The following is a 23,134-nucleotide window of genomic DNA, read 5'->3' as shown; positions in this document are numbered from 1 at the left end:
TGAAACGATATAACGTTTCTATCGTTGGAGATGGGCGCGAGGCAAGAGGCGACGCGCAAGCCCGTCCTGCGAGCCGAACAGGAGCGAGCCGATATAGATCGCTCCCGCAGCAAGGATAATCGACGGACCCGCCGGCAGGCTCGACCCCGCCGCATAGGACAGGACGAGCCCGGTATAGCCCGAGACCATGCCGAAACCGGCCGCGAGCAGAAGGAGCCGCGTGATATCCGCCGTCCAGAAACGCGCGGCGGCAGCCGGCAGCATCATCATGCCCACAGCCAGCAAGGTCCCCAGCGCATGGAACCCGGCCACGAGGTTGAGCACGACGAGCGCCAGGAAAGTCAGGTGAACGAACCCACCGGAGCGGCTGACCGAGCGCAGGAAGCCGGGATCGACGCATTCCAGCACCAATGGCCGATAAAGCGCCGCCAGCGATAGCAACGATACCGTCGCGACGCCCGCGAGCAGGATCAGGACCTGATCGTCGAGCGCCAGAACATTACCGAAGAGCACATGCAGCAGGTCGATCGCCGAGCCCCTGAGCGAGACGATGGTGACCCCAAGCGCCAGCGAGATCAGGTAGAAGGCAGCAAGCGAAGCATCCTCCTTCAGCACCGTCGCGCGCGCCACGGCACCAGCCGCCAGCGCCACGGCGAAGCCGGCCGCTAGCCCGCCGATCGTCATCGCCGGCAGGGAGAAGCCAGCGACGAGATAACCCAGCGCCGCGCCGGGCAGGATCGCATGCGCCATGGCGTCGCCGGTCAGGCTCATGCGCCTGAGCATCAGGAAGACGCCGATCGGCGCACCTGAGACAGACAACGCCACCACGCCGACGAGGGCGCGGCGCATGAAGTCGAATTCGGCGAAGGGGCCGATGAGAAGGTCGTAGAGCATCGGCTTGGCCTGGCTGGGCGGATCAGGCGGCGTCGCGCTGGCAGGGAGCGGCGTGGCTGTCGAAGGCCTCGACCATGCGCCGCGCCTTCAGCAGGTTCTCGGGCGTCAGCACGGTCGCGGTCTCGCCCCAGGCCACGGCTTCGCGCGCCAGCAGCAATGTCTGCGGGAAGGCCTGCCGCACCGTCTCGATATCGTGCAGTACCGCGACGACGGTCCGGCTCTCGCCATGCCAGCGCCGGACGAGTTCGAGCAGGTCGGCCGTCGTGCGCGCATCGATTGCGGTGAAAGGCTCGTCGAGCAGGATCACGTCGGCATCTTGCAGCAGGAGTCGTGCGAACAAGGCCCGCTGCATCTGCCCGCCGGAGAGCGTACCGATCGGCCGGCGCTCGAAACCGGTTAGCCCAACGGCCGCGATGGCGTGCTCGATCTTGTGGGCGGCGCCCGCGCCGATCCGACCGAAGATGCCGGCCCGATTCCACAAGCCCATGGCGACGAGATCGTAGACATGGATCGGGAACGAGCGGTCAAGATCAGCCGATTGCGGGAGATAAGCGAGCCGCTTGCCCTTGGCGAGCGCAACGCCACCGGAGAGCGGGGCGAGCGCGCCGGCAATGCCCTTGAGCAGGGTCGACTTGCCGGCGCCGTTCGGCCCGACGATGGCGGTCAGGCTCCCCGCCGCGATTTCGCCGGAGAGGTGATGCACCGCCGGATGGCGGTCATAGCCCAGCGTCAGGTCGGTCAGGCGGATGGCGGACATCAACGCAACCTCACAGGATCACGGCCAAAGTCGCCAGCCAGAGCAGCGCGACGACGGCAGCGGCCAATCCCACGCGCGTGCCCGCAGACAGACGCAACAGCGACCACCCCGGAGCTTCCGAGGCGGCGCGATGCGTATGATGGGCGTGCGCGTGAGCCATGAGAAACGATATAATGTTACGCTCGTGCCGGAGCAAGACGATTCCGCTAGCCGTCCCCGCTCAGAATGGCAGGTACTGATAAAGCCAGGTCTCGGTCAGCACGGTATCGCCCGCCTTGAGGTAGCAGCGCATCTCGACCGGCTCGACGCCGCCCACGGTGAGGTCGAACTGGGCGCGCCAATGGCCGGGTACATCGTCCGGCACCGCTTCCGTCAAGACATAGGAGAAGCTGCCGCGCGAGGTCGACAGCACCACCTCGGGCTTCACGCCGAAGGGGATCGCTTCCAGAGCCGGTCCCAGAAACTCGACCATGAACTTCCGCACGCCCCGCGGCCGCGTCGTTCCCGGCTGGCCGCCATTGCCCAGTCGCGTGGCGACGACCCGGCCGAGTTGCGTCGGGAAAGGTTCATCGGCAAGCCAGTGCAGCTTGTAGCGGAAATTATAGGCGTTTCCGGCCTTCGCGGGACCTTCGGGCACCCACATCGCGACGATGTTGTCGTGGATCTCGTCGTCGGTGGGGATCTCGACAAGCTGGACGGAGCCCTTGCCCCACTGCCCATCGGTCTCGACCCAGAGGCTCGGGCGGCGCTCGTAATGCACCCCGTCAAGGTAATGCCCGGCCTCGCGGTCGCGCTGCATCAATCCGAAGCCGCGCGGATCATTGTCGACGAAGGCCGAGGCCATGGTGTGCGGCGGATTGTTGAGGGGGCGCCAGGCGCGCTCGCCCGGTCCGGTCCAGAGCGCGAGCCCGTCGGAATCATGCACCTCGGGGCGCCAGTCGATCGCCGTCTGCTTGGCGGTCTCGGAATACCAGAACATCGAGGTCAGCGGCGTGATGCCGAGCCGCGAGACGTCCTTGCGCAGATGCAGCGCGGTCTCGATCTCCATGGTCACGCCCTTGCCACGATGCATGCGGAAGCGATAGGCGCCAGCCACGCTCGGCCCCGAGAGCAGCGCGTAGACCACGACATGCTCGGCGCCTGCCTGCGGCGTCTCCAGCCAGATATGGGTGAAGTCCGGGAACTCCTCCAGCTTGCCGGAGACAGCCGGATCGATCGCGACACCGCGCGCCGACAGGCCATACTGGTAGAGTTCGCCGATGGCGCGAAAATAGGAGGCGCCGAGGAAGGCGACCCAGTCATTGGTCTTCCAGTCGAGCGCCCCGCCATCGCGGCCGGGATGGCCGCTGCGGCTCTCCTGCAGGCGGAAGCCGGCGAAACCCGCTCCGGCCGGCAGGTCGCGTGCCGGAGAATTGGCGGGCATCTCAAAATAGCTGGGATCGTAGACGATCTCGCGCGCCTTGCCGGCCTCGACGACATGCATCCTGACCGGCTTCTGGAAGAAGCGACCGAGGTGGAAGAAGGTCACTGGCCAGGGCGAAGGCCCATCCGCCCAGAGCGCGGCTTCCGGCTTGAACCGGATCTTGCCGTGGGCATCGTAGTCGATCCGCTGCATGACCTCGGGCCGTGGGCTCGGCGGCGCCGAGTAGGGCTTGGCCGCCATCTCCTTCGCCTTCGCCTTCAGCGCCTCGAAGGTGAAATCCCCGCTGTCGCCGAGCTTGAGCCCTTGCTGCGCCAACGCGTCCGGCGCGAAGCCGAGCGCGGCGAGCGTCGCCGTCGCACCCGCACCTGCGAGAAGAGTTCGTCGGTCGAGGCGGAGCCCCTGGCTGCTACCCTGCTCGGCACGGTCGTGCATGTCGTTCCTGATCGCTCGTTGCTCGGATGCCCGGTCTGCCGGCCTGTGGCGGCTATCGTGCGAAACCGGAGATATGCAGCCAATCATGGCGAAACCAGTCCGTTCTTTCGGCTAAAGGCGAAGGGCCCCCTTTCGTCGAATGCTTTCCCTTTCGGGTTCAGCGTGCTCTAAAAAACCCGATCAACCGGCCGCATGAGCCGGAGCGACCCTCAGGGAGACGTCATGAAAGCACTGTTCCGCAGCCGCCGCCTCGCCGGCCTTGCCGCCGCCGCCCTCATCGCCGTAGCACCTGCGGCCGCCCGCGCCGAGGAATTCGTCAACGTTCTGACCGGTGGCACCTCCGGCGTGTATTATCCGATGGGCGTTGCCCTTTCGAAAATCTACGGCGAGAAGATTCCGGGCACCCGGCCGACTGTTCAGGCGACGAAGGCATCGGTCGAAAATCTCGTCCTGCTGCAGCAGGGCAAGGGCGAGATCGCTTTCACCCTCGGCGATTCGCTCGCCGCCGCCTGGAAGGGCGAAGAGGAAGCCGGCTTCAAGGCACCGCTGAAGAAGCTGCGCGGCGTCACCGCGATCTATCCGAACTATGTCCAGATCGTCGCCTCGAAGGATAGCGGCATCAAGACGCTGGCCGATCTCAAGGGCAAGCGCCTCTCGGTCGGCGCGCCGAAATCCGGCACCGAGCTGAACGCCCGCGCGATCCTCGCCGCCGCCGGGATGTCCTACAAGGATCTCGGCAAGATCGAGTACCTGCCCTTCGCCGAATCGGTCGAATTGATGAAGAACCGCCAGCTCGACGCGACCCTGCAATCGGCCGGTCTCGGCGTCGCCTCGCTGCGCGACCTCGCGACCTCCGTCGAGATCACCGTCGTCGAGGTGCCGGCCGCGACCGTCGACAAGGCCGGCTCCCCCTTCGTCAAGGCGACGATCCCGGCCAATACCTATACCGGCCAGAGCGCGCCCGTTCACACCGCCGCCGTGGTGAACTACCTCGTCACCCACGAGGGCGTGAAGGAAGACCTCGTCTACCAGATGACCAAGGCGATGTACGAGAATCTCGGCGACCTCGCCGCCGCCCATGCAGCCGGCAAGGCGATCAAGCTGGAAAGCGCGCTGGAAGGCATGCCCATCCCGCTGCATCCCGGCGCCGCCAAGTACTTCAAGGAAAAGGGCCTCAAGGTCGGTTCCTGAACCGTCCGGAGAGCCGTGATCACGGGCGAGGCCTCGGGGCCTCGCCTTTTTGTCTGGCGGGTGGACCCAGCGCATGAGCGAAGACAAGCATAAGCCCCTGGCCGTACCGGATACCGGCGGCGTGCCCGTCGAGACGCAGCAGCCGATCGTCGATCCCGAGCATGGGCTGCCGCCCGGCTTCGGCCCGGGCTGGCCCGGGCGCCTGCTGTTCTGGATCGCGGTGGCCTTCTCGCTCTTCCAGATCGCCACCGCCTTCAACATCCCGCTCGATCACCGCTTCGCCGGCATCGACATCATCGACCTGCTGCGCGCCACGATCGCGCTCTGGCTGGTCGCGATCGTCGTCCAGGCCGCGCGCGGCAAGCCCTGGGCGGAGATGCTGCTCGCCTGGATCCCGATGGCGGTCGTGGTCGAATTGCTGGCGCGGTTCGGCGGATCGGTGCCCAACCAGATCCTGCGCACCCTCCATGTCGGCCTGCTCTGCCTCGTCGCGGGCGGGCTCCTGGCCCAGCACAAGAGCCAATCGCGCGCCAGTGCGGCCCTCGCCTGGACGCTCGCCATCGCCGGCTTCGCCATCGGCCTCTATCACTGGTTCTTCTACGAGGACCTGGTCGCGCGCGCCGGCGAGGTCACGCAGGCCGATCTCGTCGTCGGCATCGCGGCGATCGCCATCCTCTTCCTGATCTGCTGGCGCTTCATGGGCCCTGCGCTGCCGATCGTCGCCGGCCTGTTCCTGGCCTATTGCCTCTTCGGCAACTACCTGCCCTCGCCGATGAACCATCGCGGCTATTCGCTGGAGCAGGTGATCGAGCACATGTCCTTCGGCACCGAGGGCATCTATGCGACGCCGACCGGCGTCTCGGCCACCTTCATCTTCCTGTTCATCCTGTTCGGCTCCTTCCTGGAGCGGGCCGGCATGATCCAGCTCTTCACCGATGTCGCGATGGGCCTGTTCGGCAGCGCCCGCGGCGGCCCGGCCAAGGTCGCGGTCTTCTCCTCGGCGCTGATGGGCACGATCTCGGGCTCCGGCGTCGCCAATGTCGTCTCGACCGGCCAGTTCACGATTCCGCTGATGAAGCGCTTCGGCTATCGCGCCGCCTTCGCCGGCGGCGTCGAGGCGACGGCCTCGATGGGCGGCCAGATCATGCCGCCGGTGATGGGCGCCGTCGCCTTCATCATGGCGGAGACCATCGACGTGCCCTATGCCGCCGTCGTCCAGGCGGCGATCGTGCCGGCCGTGCTCTACTACACCGCCGCCTTCCTGGCCGTGCATCTCGAGGCCGGCAAGCGCGGGCTCGTCGGCATGCCGCGCTCGGCCCTGCCGAGCGCCGGCAAGGCGCTTTCCGAGAAATGGTTCCTGATCCTGCCACTGGCGGTGCTGGTCTACCTGCTCTTCGCGGGCTACACACCGCTCTTCTCGGGTTCGGTCGGCCTCGCGCTCACCGTGGTCCTGATCCTCGGCGGCTCCTTCGCGCTCGGCATCGGCCCGATCGCGGTGCGCGTCCTGTTCTGGGTCGGGCTCGGCCTGCTCTGCGGGCTCTTCTTCTGGTACGGCATCCTCGTCATCGTCGCGATGGTGGCGGCGCTGATCCTCGTGAACCTGTTCAGCAAGGGCGGCGCCGAGACCGTCGCAGCCTGCCGGGAAGCCCTCGCGGACGGCGCGCGCCAGGCGATCCCGGTCGGCGTCGCCTGTGCCGTGGTCGGCATCGTCATCGGCACGATGACGCTTACCGGCGTCGGCACGATCTTCGGCAATGCCGTGGTCGCCGTCGGGCGGGATTCGCTGTTCCTCGCGCTGATCCTCACGATGATCGTCAGCCTCATCCTCGGCATGGGCATCCCGACCATCCCGAACTACATCATCACCTCCTCGCTGGCGGCGCCGATCCTGCTGAAGCTCGGCGTGCCGCTGATCGTCAGCCACATGTTCGTCTTCTATTTCGGCATCATGGCGGACCTGACGCCGCCAGTGGCTCTGGCCGCCTTCGCGGCTGCGCCGATCGCCAAGGAATCCGGCTTCAAGATCGGCTTCCAGGCCTTGAAGATCGCGATGGCCGGTTTCGTGATCCCCTTCATGGCGGTCTACGACCCCGCCCTGATGCTGCAGCCGGTCCAGGGCCTGAGCGGCTTCGCCTATACCAGCGCGGCTGCCTACATCATCGTCAAGGCACTGCTGGCGATCTTCCTCTGGGGCACGGCCACGATCGGTTTCATGAAGCGCGACATGGCGGTCTGGGAGCGCGCGCTGGCGGCGGCAGCCGCCGGCTCGCTCGTCATGGCCCTGCCTGTCACCGACGAGATCGGCTTTGCCCTGGCCGCACTGGTCATCGGCCAGCATCTGTGGCGCGCGCGCGGCGCCGCGGCGCCGGCATGAGCCTGTGCCTGGCGGCCGGCGCGCTCGTGGTGGCGCTCGGCCAGGGCGAGATCACGCTGGGTTGGCGCCATTCGGTGCAGAAGACACTGTGGGAAGAGGTCTGGCGCGAAACGCCCGCCGGGCTCGAAATCGTCGAGGCGCGGATCGAAGGCTCCGGCGCCGGCATGGACCCGCCCGACGGCGCGAAGCTCGTCGACGGCTTCTGGCGCTGGCATCCGGCCCTGCCGCCGCTCAAGGAAGTGGTGATGCGCCGCTCCGGCGCGACGGCCGATTGGCGCATCTGCACGATGTCGGGCTGCCGCACGATGGGAGATTATCTCCCGGCGGATGCCGACCCGGTCACGTTGAAGATCTGCGACTGAAGGGAGAGGCCGAAGGCCTCAATCGACCTCGGTCAGATGCTCGATCTTGAGCATGCGGCGCATCAGGTTGATCAGCCCGTAGCCGGCGAAGACCGAGAACACCGCCATCAGGATGTATTCGAAGATGGTGCCGAGCTCGAACAGGCCGGCCAGTGCCCAGCCGGCCGCCAGCGCCACGCCGAAAAGCTCGACGGCGATCAGGATCCCGAACGAGGAGACCATGATCAGGTTGCGCCAGTTCATATGCCGTCCGGCCATGCTGTCCTTCCTTCACGCGCGGGCCGCCTTGCGCGGCCATGCGCCCCACGCACCTAGCGGAGCTTGCCGCCCCATGCAACAAATTCGCGCCCATCGTGCAGATGGGCATGATCTCCGCGCTTGAAAAGTCCTGATGCTCGATACACCCGTCTTCGCCTCCGCCGCCGTCGCGGCCCCTCACCGCCTCGCCTCCGAGGCGGGCCGCGCCATCCTTGCCGAAGGCGGCAATGCCATCGAGGCCATGGTCGCGATGGCCGCGACGATCGCCGTGGTCTACCCCCACATGAACGGCATCGGCGGCGACGGCTTCTGGCTGGTGCATGAGCCCGGCGGGAAGATGCACGGCATCGAGGCCTGCGGCCCGGCCGGGTCGCTCGCGACGATCGAGCGCTATCGCAGCAAGGGCTATGACGTCCTGCCTTCGCGTGGGCCGGAAGCGGCCCTGACCGTTGCCGGTGCCGTCGGTGGCTGGCAGTTGGCCCTCGATATCTCGCGCTCGCTCGGCGGGCGCATGCCGCTCGGCGAATTGCTGCTCGACGCGATCGGCCATTGCCGCGAAGGCTATGCGGTCTCGGATTCCGAGCTCGGCAACAAGCCGAACGAGCTGGAGGCGCTGAAGGCCGCGCCCGGCTTCGTCTCCAGCTTCTGGATCGACGGCGCTCCGCCCAGGCCCGGCGCCCGCCGCAAGCCGGAGGCGCTTAGTGCTGCCCTGCAGCAGCTCGCCGATGCCGGGCTCGACGATTTCTACCGCGGCGATGTCGGCCGCGAGATCGCCGCCGATCTCGAACGCATCGGCGCACCGGTCACACGCACGGACCTCGAACGCTACCACGCGCGATCCGTCGCGCCGCTCACTCTGAAGCTCCCCGGCCTGACCGTCGCCAACCTGCCGCCGCCGACGCAGGGGCTGGCCTCGCTGCTGATCCTCGGCATCTTCGAACGGCTGGGCGAGGCCAGGCTCGACTCGTTCGAGCACCATCACGGGCTGATCGAGGCAACGAAGCGCGCCTTCGCCATCCGCGACCGCTATGTCACCGATCCGGCCGAACTCGACCACCCGCCCGCCGATTTCCTGACCGACGCCGCCCTGATCCGCGAGGCGGCGGCCGTGGACATGAAGCGGGCGGCGAAGCTGCCGCTGCGCACTGGCGACGGCGACACGATCTGGATGGGCGCCATCGACGGCAAGGGTCTCGCCGTCTCCTATATTCAGTCGATCTATTGGGAATACGGCTCGGGCTGCGCGCTCCCCGCCACCGGTATCCACTGGCAGAACCGCGGCGTCTCCTTCTCGCTCGACAAGAATGCGGCCAATCCGCTGAGGCCCGGCCGCAAGCCTTTCCACACGCTGAATCCGGCCCTTGCCCGTTTCGACGACGGGCGCGTCCTGCCCTATGGCTCGATGGGCGGCGACGGCCAGCCGCAGTTCCAGGCGCAGATCCTGACGCGCTACCGCGCCGGCCAGAACCTCGCGACGGCGGTCGATGCGCCGCGCTGGCTGTTCGGCAAGACCTGGGGGGCGGGCTCGACCAGCCTCAAGTTCGAGAGCCGCTTCGACCCCTCGCTGCTGGAGCGGCTCGATGCCGCCGGCCATCCGGTCGAGGAAAGCGGCCTCGCCTATTCCGAGGGCTTCGGCCATGCCGGCATGCTGGTGAAACACGCGAAGGGCCATGTCGAGGCGGTGCATGACCCGCGTTCCGACGGCGATTCCAGGGGGCTCTGACGCCAGATGACTTTCGACGATCCGTTCCGCTGCTTCGTCCCCTACCCCGACGCGCCGGTGAAGCACGCCGTCGCCGGCCCGCTTGCCGGTTTGACGCTGGCGGTGAAGGACCTCTTCGACATCAAGGGCTATCCGACCGGGGCCGGTTCGCCGCTGATCTTGGCGCAATCCGGCATCAAGACCAAGACCGCACCGATCGTGAAGGAGCTGCTTCAGGCCGGCGCGCGCTTCGTCGGCAAGACCCATACCGACGAGCTCGCCTTCTCGCTCAACGGCCAGAACGCGCATTTCGGCTCGCCGATCAATCCGGCCGCGCCCGAGCGCATCACCGGCGGCTCCTCCTGCGGCTCGATGGCCGCGGTGGCCGGTCGCCTCGCCGATATCGCACTGGGCTCGGACACCGGCGGCTCGGTGCGCGCACCGGCAAGCTATGGCGGCCTCTTCGGCATCCGGCCGAGCCATGGCCGGCTCTCGCTGAAGCGCGCCTGGCCGCTGGCGGAAAGCCTCGACACGCCCGGCTGGTTCGCTCGCGACGGCGACATCTTCGCCCGCGTCGCCAATGTCCTGTTCGGCCCGGACAAGACCGAACTGCCCGAGGCGCCGCGCCTCCTGATGACCGACGACATGTTCGCCCAGGCCGTGCCCGAGGCGGAGACGATCCTGCGCAATGTCGTACAGCGCACGGTTACGACCCTCGGCCAGCCCGAGGGGGTCAAGCTCGTCCGCGATCTCGATGCGCTTTACTGGGCCTTCCGCTGGATCCAGGGCCGCGAAGCCTGGCTGTCGGACGGCCCGATGATCGAGCGCTTCGCCCCGCCGCTCGGCCCGGGTGTGAAGGAGCGTTTCGCCTTCTCGAAGGCGGTGACCGACGCCGAATACGCCAAGGGCGAGGCCACCCGGAAAACCTTCCGCACCCGGCTCGCCCGCCTGCTCGGCCAGGACGGCGTGCTGATCCTGCCGACCATGCCGGACGTCGCCCCGCTGATCGCCGCGAAGGAAGCCGAGCTCGAGGATTTCCGCAACCGGGCGCTGCGCCTGCTCTGCCTCGCAGGGCTCTCAGGCTTCCCGCAGGTCACGATCCCCGTGGCGCAGCGCGAGGGCGCCCCGCTTGGCCTGTCGCTGATTGGACCGAAGGGCTCCGACCGTTCGCTCGTCGCCTTCGCTGTGCGCTACGAGCGCGCCGCACGCATCCGGATCGCCTGAGAGGAGGCCGCCATGAGCGGACATCACCACCACGATCACGACCACACCCATGACAACCACTTCACCGCGATCGAGGCGCGGGTGAAGGCGCTGGAAACGCTGATGGTCCAGAAGGGCTATGTCGACCCGGCCGCGCTGGACGCGATCATCGACACCTATGAGACCAAGATCGGCCCGCGCGACGGCGCCCGCATCGTCGCGAAAGCCTGGACCGATCCGGCCTTCGCCGAACGCCTGAAGGCTGACGGCACGGCCGCCGCGGCCGAACTCGGCTATGGCGGGCGCGGCGGCGAGCATATCGTCGCCTGCTTCAACACGCCCGAGCAGCACAACCTGATCGTCTGCACGCTCTGCTCCTGTTACCCTTGGCCAGTGCTCGGGCTGCCGCCGGTCTGGTACAAATCCCCGCCCTACCGCGCCAAGGCGGTGATCGATCCGCGCGGCACGATCGCCGATTTCGGCGTGACGCTGCCGGAGAACCAGCGCGTCCGCGTCTGGGATTCCACCGCCGAGACCCGCTTCATCGTCATCCCGATGCGGCCCGCCGGCACCGAAGGCTGGAGCGAGGAAAAGCTCGCCAGCATCGTCTCCCGCGACTCGATGATCGGCACCGGCCTTCCTCGCGTGGAGGACGCGGCATGAACAGCGCCCATGATCTCGGCGGTCAGATGGCCTTCGGCCCGGTCGTCCCCGAGCCGAACGAACCGGTCTTCCACGGCGACTGGGAGAAGCGCGTGCTCGCGATCAATGTCGCGGCCGGCGCCATGGGTGCCTGGACCATCGACGAGATCCGCCATGCCCGCGAGAGCTTGCCGCCAGCCCAGTACCTCTCCTCGACCTATTACGAGATCTGGCTCGCCGCGCTCGACAAGGTGCTGGTCAAGCACGGTTTCCTGAGCGCGGACGAACTCGTCAGCGGCAAGCCGGCCACCGAACGCCGCGAGCCGAAGCGCGTGCTCAAGGGCGAGGAGGTCGCGGGCGTCCTGCGGCGCGGCTTCCCCTATGAGCGCGAGGCCAAGGCCCCGGCCCGCTTCACGGTGGGCGACAAGGTCCGCACCATCGTGATGCACCCGCAGCACCACACCCGCCTGCCGCGCTATGCGCGCGGCAAGACCGGCGTGGTCGAGCGCATCACCGGCTGCCATGTCTTCCCGGATACGGGCGCGCAGGGAAAGCCCGAGACGGCGCAATGGCTTTACACGGTGGTCTTCGACGGTCGCGAGCTCTGGGGCCGCGACGCCGACCCGACCTCCACCGTCAGCATCGAGGCCTGGGAGAGCTATCTTGAGCCGGCCTGAGACCGATCTGGCGGCAGCGCTCGCCGCCGATACGCCGATCCCGCGCGACGCCGAGGGCCCGATCTTCGCCGAGCCCTGGCAGGCGCAGGCCTTCGCGCTGGTCGTCGAACTCCAGAACAAGGGCGTCTTCACCGCCGAGGAATGGGCGCAGGCGCTCGGCGCCGAAATCCGCGAGGCGCTCGCGGCCGGCGGCTGCAAGGACGGCTCGGATTATTACGAGCGCTGGTGCGAGGCGCTGGAGCATCTCCTGATCGAAAAGGGGCTGGCCTCGCATGACGGCGTCGACGCGCTCGCCGCCTCATGGGCGCGCGCGGCCGAGGCGACACCGCATGGCAAGCCGATCCTGCTGGAGAATGATCCGCTGCGGGCCGAGCCCTAACTCCCAGTCCCGCCGATCCAAAGGCCGGTGAACAGCGCCGCGCCGAGCACGGCGACGAAAGCGGCGGCGAGCAGTTCGAGCCCGGCGATGAGCCGGGCTGAGCGCAGGCTGCCCCCGCCGGCCAATTTCAGCGCCGCGAACTTGAAGAACACGGCGAAGGCGGCGAGCGCCCCAGTGGTGAGCGCCGTGCCCAGCGCCATGGCGAAGGTTGCGGCGATCCCCGCCCAGAACAGCCCCTGCGCATTGGCGAAGACGAGGATGATCAGCGCGCCCGCGCAGGGCCGTGCACCGGCCGCAACGACGACGCCCGCCATGTCGCGCCAGCCGGCGAGCCGCGAGACCTGCTCGGCATCGGGCATATGGACATGATCGCAAGCCGCCGGGTCATGCGCCCCGCCGGCTTCCAGCCGGACCAGCGCGCCCGCCTTACGCCAGAGCATCAGCAGCCCGACCAGCGCGACCAGCAGAAAGCTGCCCTGCTCGATCACGGTCGTCGCGGCATTCATCTGCATCGCGGTGACCCGCAGCAGCAAGGTCGCCGCCGTCACGATCGCGATCGCAACCAGCGCCTGCAGGAGCGCGGCCGCAAAGCTTAAGGCCAGGCCGCGCTTCAGGCTGCGGTTGTCCGCGACGATATAGCCGGAGATCACCGCCTTGCCATGGCCGGGACCGGCGGCATGGAAGACGCCGTAGCCGAAGGAGAGCCCAAGCAAACCCCAGAGCGCGCCGGGCGCCGTCGCGATCGCCTTCAGCGTCGCGGTCAATTCGCGGTAGAAGCTTGACTGCCAGGCTAGCAGCACCGCCCCGAAACCAGTCGTTGACGGCAAGGCCTCGCGCGGCAGCGCGGCGCCGAAGGGGTTGCGCGGTGGGGGCGGAGGCGGCGGACTGACGCTCGCGATCAGGAAAGCGATCAGGGCAACCACGCCCCCGACCAGCAACAGCGCCAGCGCGCAGGCGATCAGGCGTCGCGACAGCCTCGCACCGGCTGGGCGCGCTGTCTCGGCGGATGTCACGGACATGCCACCAGCGCCCGCGTCACGATCTCGAGTCCGCTGACATCGGGGGTCGCGGTGATATCGGCCTCGGCGAGGCGCTTCTGCGTGGCGTCGTCGAGCTTGGGCGGGCGATTGACCCGCACGACGCAGCCCTGCGGCGCGCCCTTGGTTACGACGGCATCAGGCTCATCGACGATGGAGAACGCGACGAAATAGGTGGGGTCGCCGATCTCGATGCCGAATGAGCGCGCCTTGGCCGGGGTCTTCAACGGCAGCGTGAAAACCAGCGTCAGCACCTTGTTATCGAAGGTCATGACCTCTTCGCCCGGCGTGCCGAATTCCTGCTTGCGGCCGTTGAGCTTGGCCGCGGTGAAGAATTCGACATCGGGCAGCGATTCGACATTGATCTTGGCGAGCTCAGCGAGCTCGTCCGAGGTCAGCTTGCCGTCCCGGTTCTTGTCGAGACCTTGCGTGATATAGGCCGAATAGGCCTCGTCGAAGCTCCAGCGGTTCCGGATCGCCTGCACCGAGCCGTCGGCCGCGAAGACGATCTCGGCCTTGGCGGTGACGAAGACATGCGGATGCGCAGCCACCGGCCCGGCCGCAAAAGCGGCCATAAGGAGCCCCGACAGGGCCGTGAAATGCGCGCGTCGCGTCAAAGGCGAACCCTCCGTGATCCCGCTTGCGTGGATCATGGTGAAGCGATCGTCAACGGGCGCTTCGTCACGCCTGATCGCTGCGACAGCCATCCCCGGCAAACAGGGCCAAATCGCGGCGCCTCCCGCAGGACGCGCACCGGCCGTTCCCGCAAATCTCTGGACCCGGCCCCGAAAACTGGAATGATACCAGATCAATTGACCGCCTCCGGTCGATATGTCAGCCTTACTGACATATTCGCCGCGGAGATGGCGAAGCATGAGGCCGGGATCACCGGCCCGTCGGCGGGAACGATGATCCGGGAGGCCGAACATGGCCGAAGCACCACGGAAATCCGGCACCGAGGCGGGGGCGCTGCGCCAGACCGGGCTGCGCGAGGTCGCGCTCGACGACAAATATGATCTCGGGAAGCGCGAGGTTTTCCTCACCGGCACGCAGGCCGTCGCCCGCATGCTGCTGATGCAACGCGAGCGCGACCGGCAGGCCGGGCTCGACACCGCCGGCTTCGTCTCCGGCTATCGCGGCTCCCCGCTCGGCGGGCTCGACCAGCAATTGATGCGGGCGTCCAAGCCCCTGAAGGCCGCGAACATCGTCTTCCAGCCGGGCTTGAACGAGGACCTCGCCGCGACCGCGATCTGGGGCACGCAGCAGGCGGGCCTGAGTGGCGAAGGCAAGCACGACGGCGTCTTCGCTCTCTGGTACGGCAAGGGCCCGGGTGTCGACCGTTCCGGCGATGTCTTCCGCCACGGCAACATGGCCGGCACCGATCCCAAGGGCGGCGTCATCTGCCTGATGGGCGACGACCACACGGCGGAATCCTCGACCAACGCCCATCAGACCGAGTTCGTGCTGGTCGACCGGATGATGCCGATCCTGAACCCGGCCGGCGTGCAGGAGATCATCGATTACGGCCTGCACGGCATCGCGCTCTCGCGCTTCGCCTCGGTCTGGGTCGGCATCAAATGCGTCAAGGACAACATCGAATCGACCGCCTCGGTCGACGGCTCGCTCGACCGCGTCACGATCGTCACGCCGACCGATTACACCCCGCCGCCCGGCGGCCTCGCCATCCGCCGCGAGCTCGATTTCGTCGAGCAGGAGCGCCGGATGCATCTCTACAAGCGCGACGCGATGCTGGCCTATCTGCGCGCCAACAAGCTGAACCGCATCGTCAGCCATGGCGGCAAGAAGCCGCGCATCGGCATCGCCACCGTCGGCAAATCCTATCTCGACGTGCAGCAGGCGCTCGCCGATCTCGGCATCGACGAGGTCCGCGCCAATGACCTCGGCATCCGCCTGTTCAAGCTCGCCTGCCCCTGGCCGATCGACCCGGCCGAGCTGAAGGCCTTTGCCAAGGGACTCGACCTGATCATGGTGGTCGAGGAAAAACGCTCGCTGATTGAGGTTCAGGTTCGCGAGGAGCTTTACGGCGCCAAGCACCAGCCGATGGTGATCGGCAAGAAGGACGAGAACGGCGACTGGCTCTTCCCTGTCCACGGCGCGCTCGACCCCAACGACATCGCCATCGCACTGGGCGGACGCCTGCTGCAATACCGCGATGACCCCGCCTTACGCGCCCGGCTGGAGGAGATCGCGGCGGCGCAGGGCCGCCTCGCCGAGGCGCAGGAGATCGCGCGGCGCACGCCCTATTTCTGCTCGGGCTGCCCGCATAATTCCTCGACCGTCGTGCCCGAGGGCTCGCGCGCCTATGCCGGCATCGGCTGCCATTACATGGTTCAGTGGATGGACCGCGACACGGCGGGCTTCACCCAGATGGGCGGCGAGGGCGCGAACTGGGTCGGCGAAGCGCCGTTCTCGAAGCGCGGCCATGTCTTCCAGAATCTCGGCGACGGCACCTATACCCATTCCGGCTCGCTCGCGATCCGCTGGGCCGTCGCGTCGGGCGTCACGATCACCTACAAGCTGCTCTATAACGACGCGGTCGCGATGACCGGCGGCCAGCAGGCCGAAGGCCATCTCTCGCCCGACCAGATGGCGCGGCAGGTCGCGGCCGAAGGCGTCGCCCGTATCGCCGTCGTCAGCGACGACCCCGGCAAATATCCGCCGGGCACGCAATGGCCGGCCGGCACGACGCTGCACCATCGCGACGAGCTCGACGCCGTCCAGCGCGAGCTCGCCGGAACCTCCGGCGTCTCGCTCCTGCTCTACGATCAGACCTGCGCCACCGAGAAGCGCCGCCGACGCAAGCGCGGCGCTTATCCCGATCCCGACAAGCGCATCATCGTCAACGAACTGGTCTGCGAAGGCTGCGGCGATTGCGGCGTGCAGTCGAACTGCGTCTCCGTCCAGCCGCTCGAAACCGAATTCGGCCGGAAGCGCCAGATCGACCAGTCGAACTGCAACAAGGACTTCTCCTGCGTGAAGGGTTTTTGCCCTTCCTTCGTCACCGTGCACGGCGCGAAGCCCAGGAAGGCCGATCCGCTCCGGCTCGATGCCGCGGCACTCGGCGAAACTGAACTGCCCGAACCGCTAGTGCCGGCGCTCGATCGCAGCTTCGCGGTGATCGTCACCGGCGTCGGCGGCACGGGCGTCGTCACCATCGGCGCGATTCTCGGCATGGCCGCGCATCTCGAAGGCAAGGGCTGCGGCATGATCGACATGGCCGGCCTCGCCCAGAAGGGCGGCGCGGTCTTCAGCCATGTCAAGCTCGCGCCGCATCCGGACGATATCCATGCCATCCGCGTCACCGCGGGACAGGCCGATCTCGTGCTGGGCTGCGACTTGACCGTCACCGGCTCGAAGAAGGTGCTCGGCGCGATCAGGCCCGAACGCGGCACAGTCATCGTCAACACGGCAGAGAGCCTGCCGGGCGACTTCACCCGCAATGCCGATTTCTCGCTGCCGACCGAGCGCCTGAAGCGCGCGATCCTCGGAGCCGCCGGCCGCGAGCAGACGCATTTCATCGATGCGACCGCCGCAGCGGTCGCCTTTCTCGGCAATGCCATCGCCGCCAATATGTTCATGCTCGGCCATGCCTGGCAGCTCGGGGCTGTGCCGCTCTCTCGCGAGGCGCTGCTCAAGGCGGTCGAGCTCAATGGCGAAGCCGTCGCCATGAACAAGCAGGCCTTCGAGCTCGGCCGCCGCGCCGCGCATGACCCGCAAGCGCTCGCCGGGCTCCTCTCGCAGAGCAAGGCGGCGACGCCCGCCCGCCAGCTCTCCCAGACGCTGGAAGAGACCATCGAGCGCCGCATCGCCTTCCTCACCGCCTATCAGAACGCGGCCTATGCGGCGCGCTATCGCCATCTCGTCGCTCGCGCGCAGACGCGCGAGGCGGCGGTGATGTCCGGCCAGACGGCGCTGAGCGACGCCGTCGCCCGCAATCTATTCAAGCTGATGGCCTATAAAGACGAATACGAGGTCGCGCGGCTTTACAGCGACGGCGCCTTCCGCAAGCAGGTCACTGCCACCTTCGAGGCAGAAGCCGGCGACGGCACGCCGCTACGCTACGAGTTCCACCTTGCCCCGCCGCTGCTGGCACGACGCGACCCCAATACCGGCCTGCCGCGCAAGATGAGCTTCGGTCCGTGGATGATGGGTGCCTTCTCGATGCTGGCAAAGCTCAAGGGCCTGCGCGGCACCGCCTTCGACCTCTTCGGCCGTACCGAGGAGCGCCGCACCGAGCGCCGGCTGATCGAGGATTACGAGGCCCTGTTGAACGAGTTGCTGACCCGTCTCGCGGCCGAGAACCACGCGCTCTGCGTGGCGCTGGCCGCGATACCCGCGAAGATCCGCGGCTTTGGCCATGTCAAGGAACGGCATCTCAAGGCCGCGAAGGCAGAGGAAGCGGTGTTACTCAAGCAGTTGCGAGACGGCTCTCCTTCCGCGGCCCTGCCCCAGGCGGCCGAATAGGGCGGGGGAACCCCTCTCCCATAGAGAAAGGGGCCGGGGTGAGGCGTAGGCCGTTGGACCAGTGAGGCACCAACTTCACCGCTGCGCAGCGACTACCTCACGGCAAGGACGGTGAGCGGCCTACCCCTCACCCTGCCCTCTCCCTACGGGAGAGGGTTCCCTGCGCCTCTTTGGTTCAGCTTGAGTCCGGCTGCCCTCGCAGCCCATACTGCTGCCAACCGCCCATTGCCCGGATAACCCCATCTTGATCACCCCCGAGGAACTGCGTGCCATCGCCTCCTGGTCCCATGATCTGGCGGAGGCAGAGTTCGAGGAGGCGCGACGCGGCATCTCCTTCAAGAGTTACGGCAAGGGTGCCTCGATCTGCCATGTCGGCGACCGGCTGGAGGCATGGACCGGTGTCGCCGAGGGGCTGGTCAAGATGGCGACGACCTCGAAGACCGGAAAATCGGCGACCCTCGCCGGTCTGCGCACGGGAGCCTGGTTCGGAGAGGGCACCGTGATCAAGGCCGAGGCACGCCGCTACGAGCTGGTGGCGCTGCGCGAGTCGCGGATTGCGCTGATGCGGCGCTCAACCTTCCTCTGGCTGTTCGAGCATTCGGCCGCGTTCAATCGCTTCCTCGTCCACCAGTTCAACGAGCGCCTCGCCCAGTTCATCTCGCTGGCCGAAACCGAGCGCACGCTTGATTCCACCGGTCGCCTCGCCCGCAACCTCGCCTGGCTGTTCAACCCGATCCTCTATCCCGATCTCGGCCGCACATTGGCGATATCGCAGGAGGAACTGGGCATGCTCGCCGGCATCTCCCGGCAAATGGCCAATCAGGGCCTGGCGAAGCTCGCCGATCTCGGCCTGATCGAGCTCGGACACGGCAGCATCACCATCCGCGACCTCGACAAGCTCGCCCGCTACGAAGGTTGAACATTGCTGCAGGGCACCAAATCGCGTTTCGCGCGTTCCTTCTCCTGAACAGCTAGGGCTGAGAAAGGAACCGCCGCCATGTTTGGCCTCCTCGACCTCATGACGAAACGGGTCAACGACCAGATCGTCGAATACGCTGCCGCGCAGTCCGAGATCGCCCGTCGTCTCTGGGGCAATTGGCTCGATCCCTTCCACACCTGCAAGCCGGTGAAGATCAATATGGATCGGCATGTGTTGGGTGGTGCGACTGCACGCAACACGAAGCCTCGGCGCTGATCTCAAGGGCAGCGCGCCACGCCCCCGGTAGCTTGTCGCCCATGAGGGGCTCTCTATTGAGCCATAGCAGTCGCCCGACACCTATGGCTAAGTGGCACATGGAGGGGTGTTGTCAGTCTCCACTCCAGTCGCGGATTACATCGACCAGGTCTTCGTCGTTCTCGCTGATCTCTATTGCTGAGTAGCCGAAGTCTTCCGCGAAAAGTTTCTCAGCGAAGGGTTTGATGACGCGCCAGTCAGGATCGACCACCATTCCGTTGGGTGGCCCGACTTTCACTAGAGCGGTAGCTTCGACCAATGAGCCGTCACCGAGCGTGATCTTGCAAGGTGCAACGACCTCAAATCCCATGCGCTTACCAGCCGCAAGCCAAAGCCGTCCTTGATCTGATATCGAAGTCATTCCGGCACAGTGGCACGACTCTTTTCTAGCCGGCAACGGGGCGCGAGCCGATGCGCTGGTCACTTCATGGTTAGGGCCGACAAGTGGTGGACTACCGTTGTTTTTGCGAAGCGGCCCTCGATCGCTTTTAAGATGCTGATGGCGTCGGCGTTCGTTGAAAGCCGCTAAACCGGCGCGTTGAACACCGCCTCGATCGCATAGCCGTCAGGATCGACCACGAAGGCAGCGTAGTAATGCGGCCCGTAATGCGTGCGCAGGCCAGGCGCGCCATTGTCGCGTCCGCCCTGCCGAAGCGCTTCCTCATGGAACCGGTCGACCGCCCCGCGATCAGGCGCGGCGAAGGCCAAATGGAAGCCCGGCCCCGGCGGCCGCTGCCCTTCCGGCCGGTGCTTCAGCGCGAGCTTGTCGCCACCCCCGGGCACACCGTAGCCGACCGCCTGTCCTGTCTCACCCGGGCGCAGGTCCTGCCAGACCCTGACATAACCAAGCGGCGCCAGCACCGCGTCGTAAAAGGCGCAGGCGCGCTCGATATCGAAAACGCCGAAAGACAGATGATGAAGCATGAGTCGGTCCGCCGCCACCGCGGGCGCGGTTCCGCCCGCCGATTCAATCTGTCGAATTCGTGAGGAAAATCAGAGCCGAAGCAAAAGCGCACGCAACAAATCTGCGTGAGGAGCAGACTTCGGCGGGACAATAGTCACCAAAAGGCGAATTGTCTGTCAAGCGGGTCCTTGCAAGGATGATGGCCGCCTGCAAGTCTTGCATGAGAACGAGGCCGGAAACCGGCCCGCGGAAGTCGCCACGACGCATGGCGGCTCGACAGGGAGAACGCAATCGTGGCAAGCGGCACCGCCGGCCAGGCGGATACCTTTCCGAAATTGCTGTTGCGCAACGCGAAGGAACGCGCCTCGCGCGTCGCCTTCCGCCACAAGGATCTCGGCATCTGGCAGTCCTGGAACTGGGCGGAGGTAGCCGAGCACGTCCGCAATTTCGCCAAGGGTCTTCAGGACCTCGGCCTGAAGCGCGGCGAGAAGGTCGCGATCATCGGCCAGAACCGGCCACGGCTCTACTGGTCGATGTGCGCGGCACAATGGATCGGCGCGATTCCCGTCCCGGTCTATGCCGACGGCGTCGCCGAGGAGATGGCCTATGTCCTCGACCATGCCGAGGCGGTCTTTGCCGTGGTGCAGGACCAGGAGCAGGTCGACAAGCTGCTCTCGATCGCCGATCGCCTGCCGCATCTCCGGCACATGCTCTATGACGAGCCCCGCGGCTTGCGCGACTACGACCATAGCAAGCTCCACGCCATCGAGACGGTGATCGCTGACGGCGGCCGGGCATTGAAGGACCCGCAAGCGGGGGCGGCACTTGCCCGCGAGATGGAGCAGGGCCAGGGTTCCGATCTCGGCATCATCCTCTACACCTCCGGCACCACCGGGCGGCCCAAGGGCGTGATGCTCAGCCACTACAACGTGCTGATCGCCGCCGAGATCGGCTGCGGCTTCGACGGGCTCAACGAGACCGACGAGGTCATCGCCTATCTGCCGATTGCCTGGGTGGGCGACCACGTCTTCTCCTATGCGCAGGCGATGCTGGCCGGCTTCTGCGTCAACTGCCCGGAAAGCCCGGACACGGTGATCGACGACCGCCGCGAGGTCGGCACGACCTATGCCTTCGCCCCGCCCCGCGTCTTCGAGAACATGCTGACCGTGACCATGGTGCGCATGGAGGATGCCGGCGCGCTCAAGCGGAAGATGTTCCACTATTTCCTCGACGTCGCGAAGCGCTATGGCGAGCAGATCCTGAACGGTGAGAGCGTGCCGCTGAAAGGCCGCCTGCTCTACAAGCTCGGCGACTGGCTGGTCTACGGCCCGCTGCGCAACCGCTTCGGCCTGACCAATATCAAGGTCGGCTACACTGCGGGCGAGGCGATCGGCCCCGAGCTTTTCCGCTTCTATCGCTCCATCGGCATCAATCTGAAGCAGCTCTACGGCCAGACCGAGGCCGGGGTCTACATCACCATGCAGCCGAACGGCGAGATCAAGGCCGATACGGTCGGAAAGCCCGCGCCGATGGTCGATATCCGCATCGACGACAATGGCGAGGTGCTCTACCGCTCACCCTCGATCTTCGGCGGCTACTACAAGGACCCGGACAAGACCGCAGAGACCATGACCGAAGACGGCTATGTCCGCTCCGGCGATGCCGGCTTCTTCGACGACGGCGGCCATCTCAAGATCATCGACCGCGCCAAGGATGTCGGCAAGCTCGCCAATGGCGAGCTGTTCCCGCCGAAATACATCGAGAACAAGCTGAAATTCTATCCGAACATCAAGGAGGCCGTCGCCTTCGGCCAGGGCCGCGACCACGCGACCGTGGCGCTGAACATCGACCTCATCGCCGTCGGCAACTGGGCCGAGCGCAACAACGTCGTCTATGCCTCCTATCAGGAGCTCGCCGGCCACGATCTCGTCTATGACATGATCGCCAAGCATGTCGACGAGGTGAACCGCTCGCTCGCCTCCGAGCCGATGATGGGCGGCGCGCAGATCAAGCGCTTCCTGATCTTGCACAAGGAGCTGGACGCCGACGACGGCGAATTGACCCGCACCCAGAAGGTCCGCCGCGGCTTCATCGCCGAGCGCTACGCCCCGCTGGTCACGGCGCTCTATGACGGCTCGGAGGCCGCCGATATCTCGACAGAAGTCACCTTCGAGGACGGCCGCAAGGGCGCGATCTCGGCACGCGTCAAGGTGCGTGACGCCAAGATCTACCCCGTCGCCGGGCAGGAGGCGCCGTCATCGGCGAAGGCGGCATGAACGCGGAACCGATCAACGTGACCGGCACACCCATTCGCGCCAAGGGCGAAGTCCTGCTCTCTGTCGAGAACATCTCGCTGCGCTTCGGCGGCGTGAAGGCGATCACCGATGTCTCCTTCGACATCCGCAAGGGCGAGATCCGCGCCATCATCGGGCCGAACGGCGCCGGCAAGACCTCGATGCTCAACTGCATCAACGGCTTCTACCAGCCTCAGGAAGGCCAGATCGTCTTCAAGGGCGAGCGCCGCGCCAAGATGCGCCCGCACCGCGCCGCAGCCGGCGGCATCGCTCGCACCTTCCAGAACGTCGCGCTGTTCAAGGGCATGTCGACGCTCGACAACATCATGACCGGCCGCACGCTCAAGATGAAGAAGGGCTTCTTCTGGCAGGCTTTGCGCCATGGCCCGGCAATGCAGGAGGAGATCGCGCATCGCCGCGTCGTCGAGGACATTATCGACTTCCTGCAGATCGAGCACATCCGCAAACTGCCGGTCGGCAAGCTGCCCTACGGCCTGCAGAAGCGCGTCGAGCTTGGCCGCGCGCTCGCGATGGAGCCGGAGCTGCTGCTGCTCGATGAGCCGATGGCCGGCATGAATCTCGAGGAGAAGGAGGACATGTGCCGCTTCATCCTCGACGTGAACAACCAGTTCGGCACCACGATCGCTTTGATCGAGCACGATATGGGGGTCGTCATGGACCTGTCCGACCGCGTCGTCGTGCTCGAATACGGCCGCAAGATCGCCGACGGCACGCCCGAAGAGGTCAAGGCCGACCAGCGCGTCATCGATGCCTATCTCGGCGTGGCGCATTGAGGAGCGTGGAGACATGAGCGACATCGCCACCCGCCCCGCCCCGAACCTCCTCGCCAACCCGCTGGTCAAGGCCGGCCTGATCGTCGTCGTCG

At 66.7% G+C, this 23,134-nt stretch carries 21 protein-coding genes; 13 read left to right on the top strand and 8 right to left on the bottom strand.

What is annotated here, in order from left to right:
* Positions 1–18: 18 nt before the first annotated feature.
* The 3 genes from NUV79_RS13590 to NUV79_RS13580 form a co-directional block, all read right to left on the bottom strand.
* Positions 19–894: a metal ABC transporter permease gene (locus NUV79_RS13590; protein WP_257733615.1), complete on the bottom strand. Its 876-nt coding sequence runs from the start codon at positions 892–894 to the stop codon at positions 19–21.
* Positions 895–916: 22 nt separating this feature from the next.
* Positions 917–1,651, bottom strand: coding sequence for a zinc ABC transporter ATP-binding protein AztA (gene aztA / locus NUV79_RS13585; RefSeq protein ID WP_257733614.1), 735 nt, complete (start codon positions 1,649–1,651; stop codon positions 917–919).
* A 220-nt stretch (positions 1,652–1,871) separates the two neighbouring features.
* Positions 1,872–3,506, bottom strand: coding sequence for an OpgD/OpgG family glucan biosynthesis protein (locus NUV79_RS13580; protein WP_257733613.1), 1,635 nt, complete (start codon positions 3,504–3,506; stop codon positions 1,872–1,874).
* A 222-nt stretch (positions 3,507–3,728) separates the two neighbouring features.
* Between NUV79_RS13580 and NUV79_RS13575 the strand changes: the two genes are divergently transcribed.
* From NUV79_RS13575 to NUV79_RS13565, 3 genes are all read left to right on the top strand, one after another.
* The gene (locus NUV79_RS13575; RefSeq protein ID WP_257733612.1) at positions 3,729–4,697 is read left to right on the top strand and encodes a TAXI family TRAP transporter solute-binding subunit; all 969 of its coding nucleotides are present in this window, start codon (positions 3,729–3,731) and stop codon (positions 4,695–4,697) included.
* Between the two features lie 73 nt (positions 4,698–4,770).
* Positions 4,771–7,071, top strand: a complete 2,301-nt coding sequence (locus tag NUV79_RS13570) for a TRAP transporter permease (protein ID WP_374679270.1) — start codon at positions 4,771–4,773, stop codon at positions 7,069–7,071.
* The gene (locus NUV79_RS13565) at positions 7,068–7,433 is read left to right on the top strand and encodes a DUF1850 domain-containing protein (RefSeq protein ID WP_257733611.1); all 366 of its coding nucleotides are present in this window, start codon (positions 7,068–7,070) and stop codon (positions 7,431–7,433) included. The genes NUV79_RS13570 and NUV79_RS13565 overlap by 4 nt, the downstream gene beginning before the upstream one ends.
* Before the next feature lie 18 nt (positions 7,434–7,451).
* On the opposite strand, the gene NUV79_RS13560 is transcribed toward NUV79_RS13565, so the two are convergent.
* Positions 7,452–7,691, bottom strand: a complete 240-nt coding sequence (locus NUV79_RS13560; protein WP_257733610.1) for a hypothetical protein — start codon at positions 7,689–7,691, stop codon at positions 7,452–7,454.
* A gap of 133 nt (positions 7,692–7,824) precedes the next feature.
* On the opposite strand from NUV79_RS13560, the gene NUV79_RS13555 reads away from it, so the two are divergent.
* From NUV79_RS13555 to NUV79_RS13535, 5 genes are read left to right on the top strand one after another with little or no spacing between them, the layout of a single operon-like run.
* Positions 7,825–9,414, top strand: coding sequence for a gamma-glutamyltransferase family protein (locus tag NUV79_RS13555; protein ID WP_257733609.1), 1,590 nt, complete (start codon positions 7,825–7,827; stop codon positions 9,412–9,414).
* A gap of 6 nt (positions 9,415–9,420) precedes the next feature.
* Complete coding sequence (locus NUV79_RS13550; protein WP_257733608.1) at positions 9,421–10,617, top strand: amidase; 1,197 nt, start codon at positions 9,421–9,423, stop codon at positions 10,615–10,617.
* Positions 10,618–10,629: 12 nt separating this feature from the next.
* Entirely contained in the window at positions 10,630–11,259 is a 630-nt protein-coding gene (gene nthA, locus NUV79_RS13545) for a nitrile hydratase subunit alpha (protein ID WP_257733607.1), read from the top strand.
* Positions 11,256–11,915: a nitrile hydratase subunit beta gene (gene nthB / locus NUV79_RS13540; RefSeq protein WP_257733606.1), complete on the top strand. Its 660-nt coding sequence runs from the start codon at positions 11,256–11,258 to the stop codon at positions 11,913–11,915. The genes nthA and nthB overlap by 4 nt, the downstream gene beginning before the upstream one ends.
* Positions 11,902–12,294 carry a nitrile hydratase accessory protein gene (locus tag NUV79_RS13535; RefSeq protein ID WP_257733605.1) on the top strand — a complete coding sequence of 131 codons (393 nt, stop codon included), beginning with the start codon at positions 11,902–11,904 and terminating at the stop codon, positions 12,292–12,294. Before nthB ends, NUV79_RS13535 begins: the two co-directional genes overlap by 14 nt.
* Here the strand turns inward: NUV79_RS13535 and NUV79_RS13530 are convergent.
* Both NUV79_RS13530 and NUV79_RS13525 read right to left on the bottom strand, forming a co-directional pair.
* Positions 12,291–13,313, bottom strand: a complete 1,023-nt coding sequence (locus tag NUV79_RS13530; protein ID WP_257733604.1) for a nickel/cobalt transporter — start codon at positions 13,311–13,313, stop codon at positions 12,291–12,293. The genes NUV79_RS13535 and NUV79_RS13530 overlap by 4 nt on opposite strands.
* Complete coding sequence (locus NUV79_RS13525) at positions 13,304–13,906, bottom strand: DUF1007 family protein (RefSeq protein ID WP_257733603.1); 603 nt, start codon at positions 13,904–13,906, stop codon at positions 13,304–13,306. Before NUV79_RS13525 ends, NUV79_RS13530 begins: the two co-directional genes overlap by 10 nt.
* Before the next feature lie 352 nt (positions 13,907–14,258).
* On the opposite strand from NUV79_RS13525, the gene NUV79_RS13520 reads away from it, so the two are divergent.
* From NUV79_RS13520 to NUV79_RS13510, 3 genes are all read left to right on the top strand, one after another.
* On the top strand, positions 14,259–17,816 hold the full coding sequence (locus tag NUV79_RS13520; RefSeq protein WP_257733602.1) for an indolepyruvate ferredoxin oxidoreductase family protein: 3,558 nt from the start codon (positions 14,259–14,261) through the stop codon (positions 17,814–17,816).
* A gap of 244 nt (positions 17,817–18,060) precedes the next feature.
* A complete protein-coding gene (locus tag NUV79_RS13515; protein WP_257733601.1) occupies positions 18,061–18,735 on the top strand; it encodes a Crp/Fnr family transcriptional regulator in 675 nt (224 codons plus the stop codon).
* A gap of 78 nt (positions 18,736–18,813) precedes the next feature.
* Positions 18,814–19,011 carry a hypothetical protein gene (locus NUV79_RS13510; RefSeq protein ID WP_257733600.1) on the top strand — a complete coding sequence of 66 codons (198 nt, stop codon included), beginning with the start codon at positions 18,814–18,816 and terminating at the stop codon, positions 19,009–19,011.
* Positions 19,012–19,123: 112 nt separating this feature from the next.
* On the opposite strand, the gene NUV79_RS13505 is transcribed toward NUV79_RS13510, so the two are convergent.
* Both NUV79_RS13505 and NUV79_RS13500 read right to left on the bottom strand, forming a co-directional pair.
* Positions 19,124–19,360: a hypothetical protein gene (locus NUV79_RS13505; RefSeq protein WP_257733599.1), complete on the bottom strand. Its 237-nt coding sequence runs from the start codon at positions 19,358–19,360 to the stop codon at positions 19,124–19,126.
* Between the two features lie 215 nt (positions 19,361–19,575).
* Positions 19,576–19,974 carry a VOC family protein gene (locus tag NUV79_RS13500; RefSeq protein ID WP_257733598.1) on the bottom strand — a complete coding sequence of 133 codons (399 nt, stop codon included), beginning with the start codon at positions 19,972–19,974 and terminating at the stop codon, positions 19,576–19,578.
* A 270-nt stretch (positions 19,975–20,244) separates the two neighbouring features.
* Between NUV79_RS13500 and NUV79_RS13495 the strand changes: the two genes are divergently transcribed.
* Both NUV79_RS13495 and NUV79_RS13490 read left to right on the top strand, forming a co-directional pair.
* On the top strand, positions 20,245–22,230 hold the full coding sequence (locus tag NUV79_RS13495; RefSeq protein ID WP_257733647.1) for an AMP-dependent synthetase/ligase: 1,986 nt from the start codon (positions 20,245–20,247) through the stop codon (positions 22,228–22,230).
* On the top strand, positions 22,227–23,042 hold the full coding sequence (locus tag NUV79_RS13490) for an ABC transporter ATP-binding protein (protein WP_257733597.1): 816 nt from the start codon (positions 22,227–22,229) through the stop codon (positions 23,040–23,042). Before NUV79_RS13495 ends, NUV79_RS13490 begins: the two co-directional genes overlap by 4 nt.
* Positions 23,043–23,134 lie beyond the last annotated feature (92 nt).

The organism is Allobosea sp. 47.2.35 (assembly GCF_024655635.1).
GTDB lineage: Bacteria > Pseudomonadota > Alphaproteobacteria > Rhizobiales > Beijerinckiaceae > Allobosea.
The sequence above is the reverse complement of the archived record's forward strand: the minus strand, read 5'-3'. Positions and strand labels throughout refer to the sequence as shown.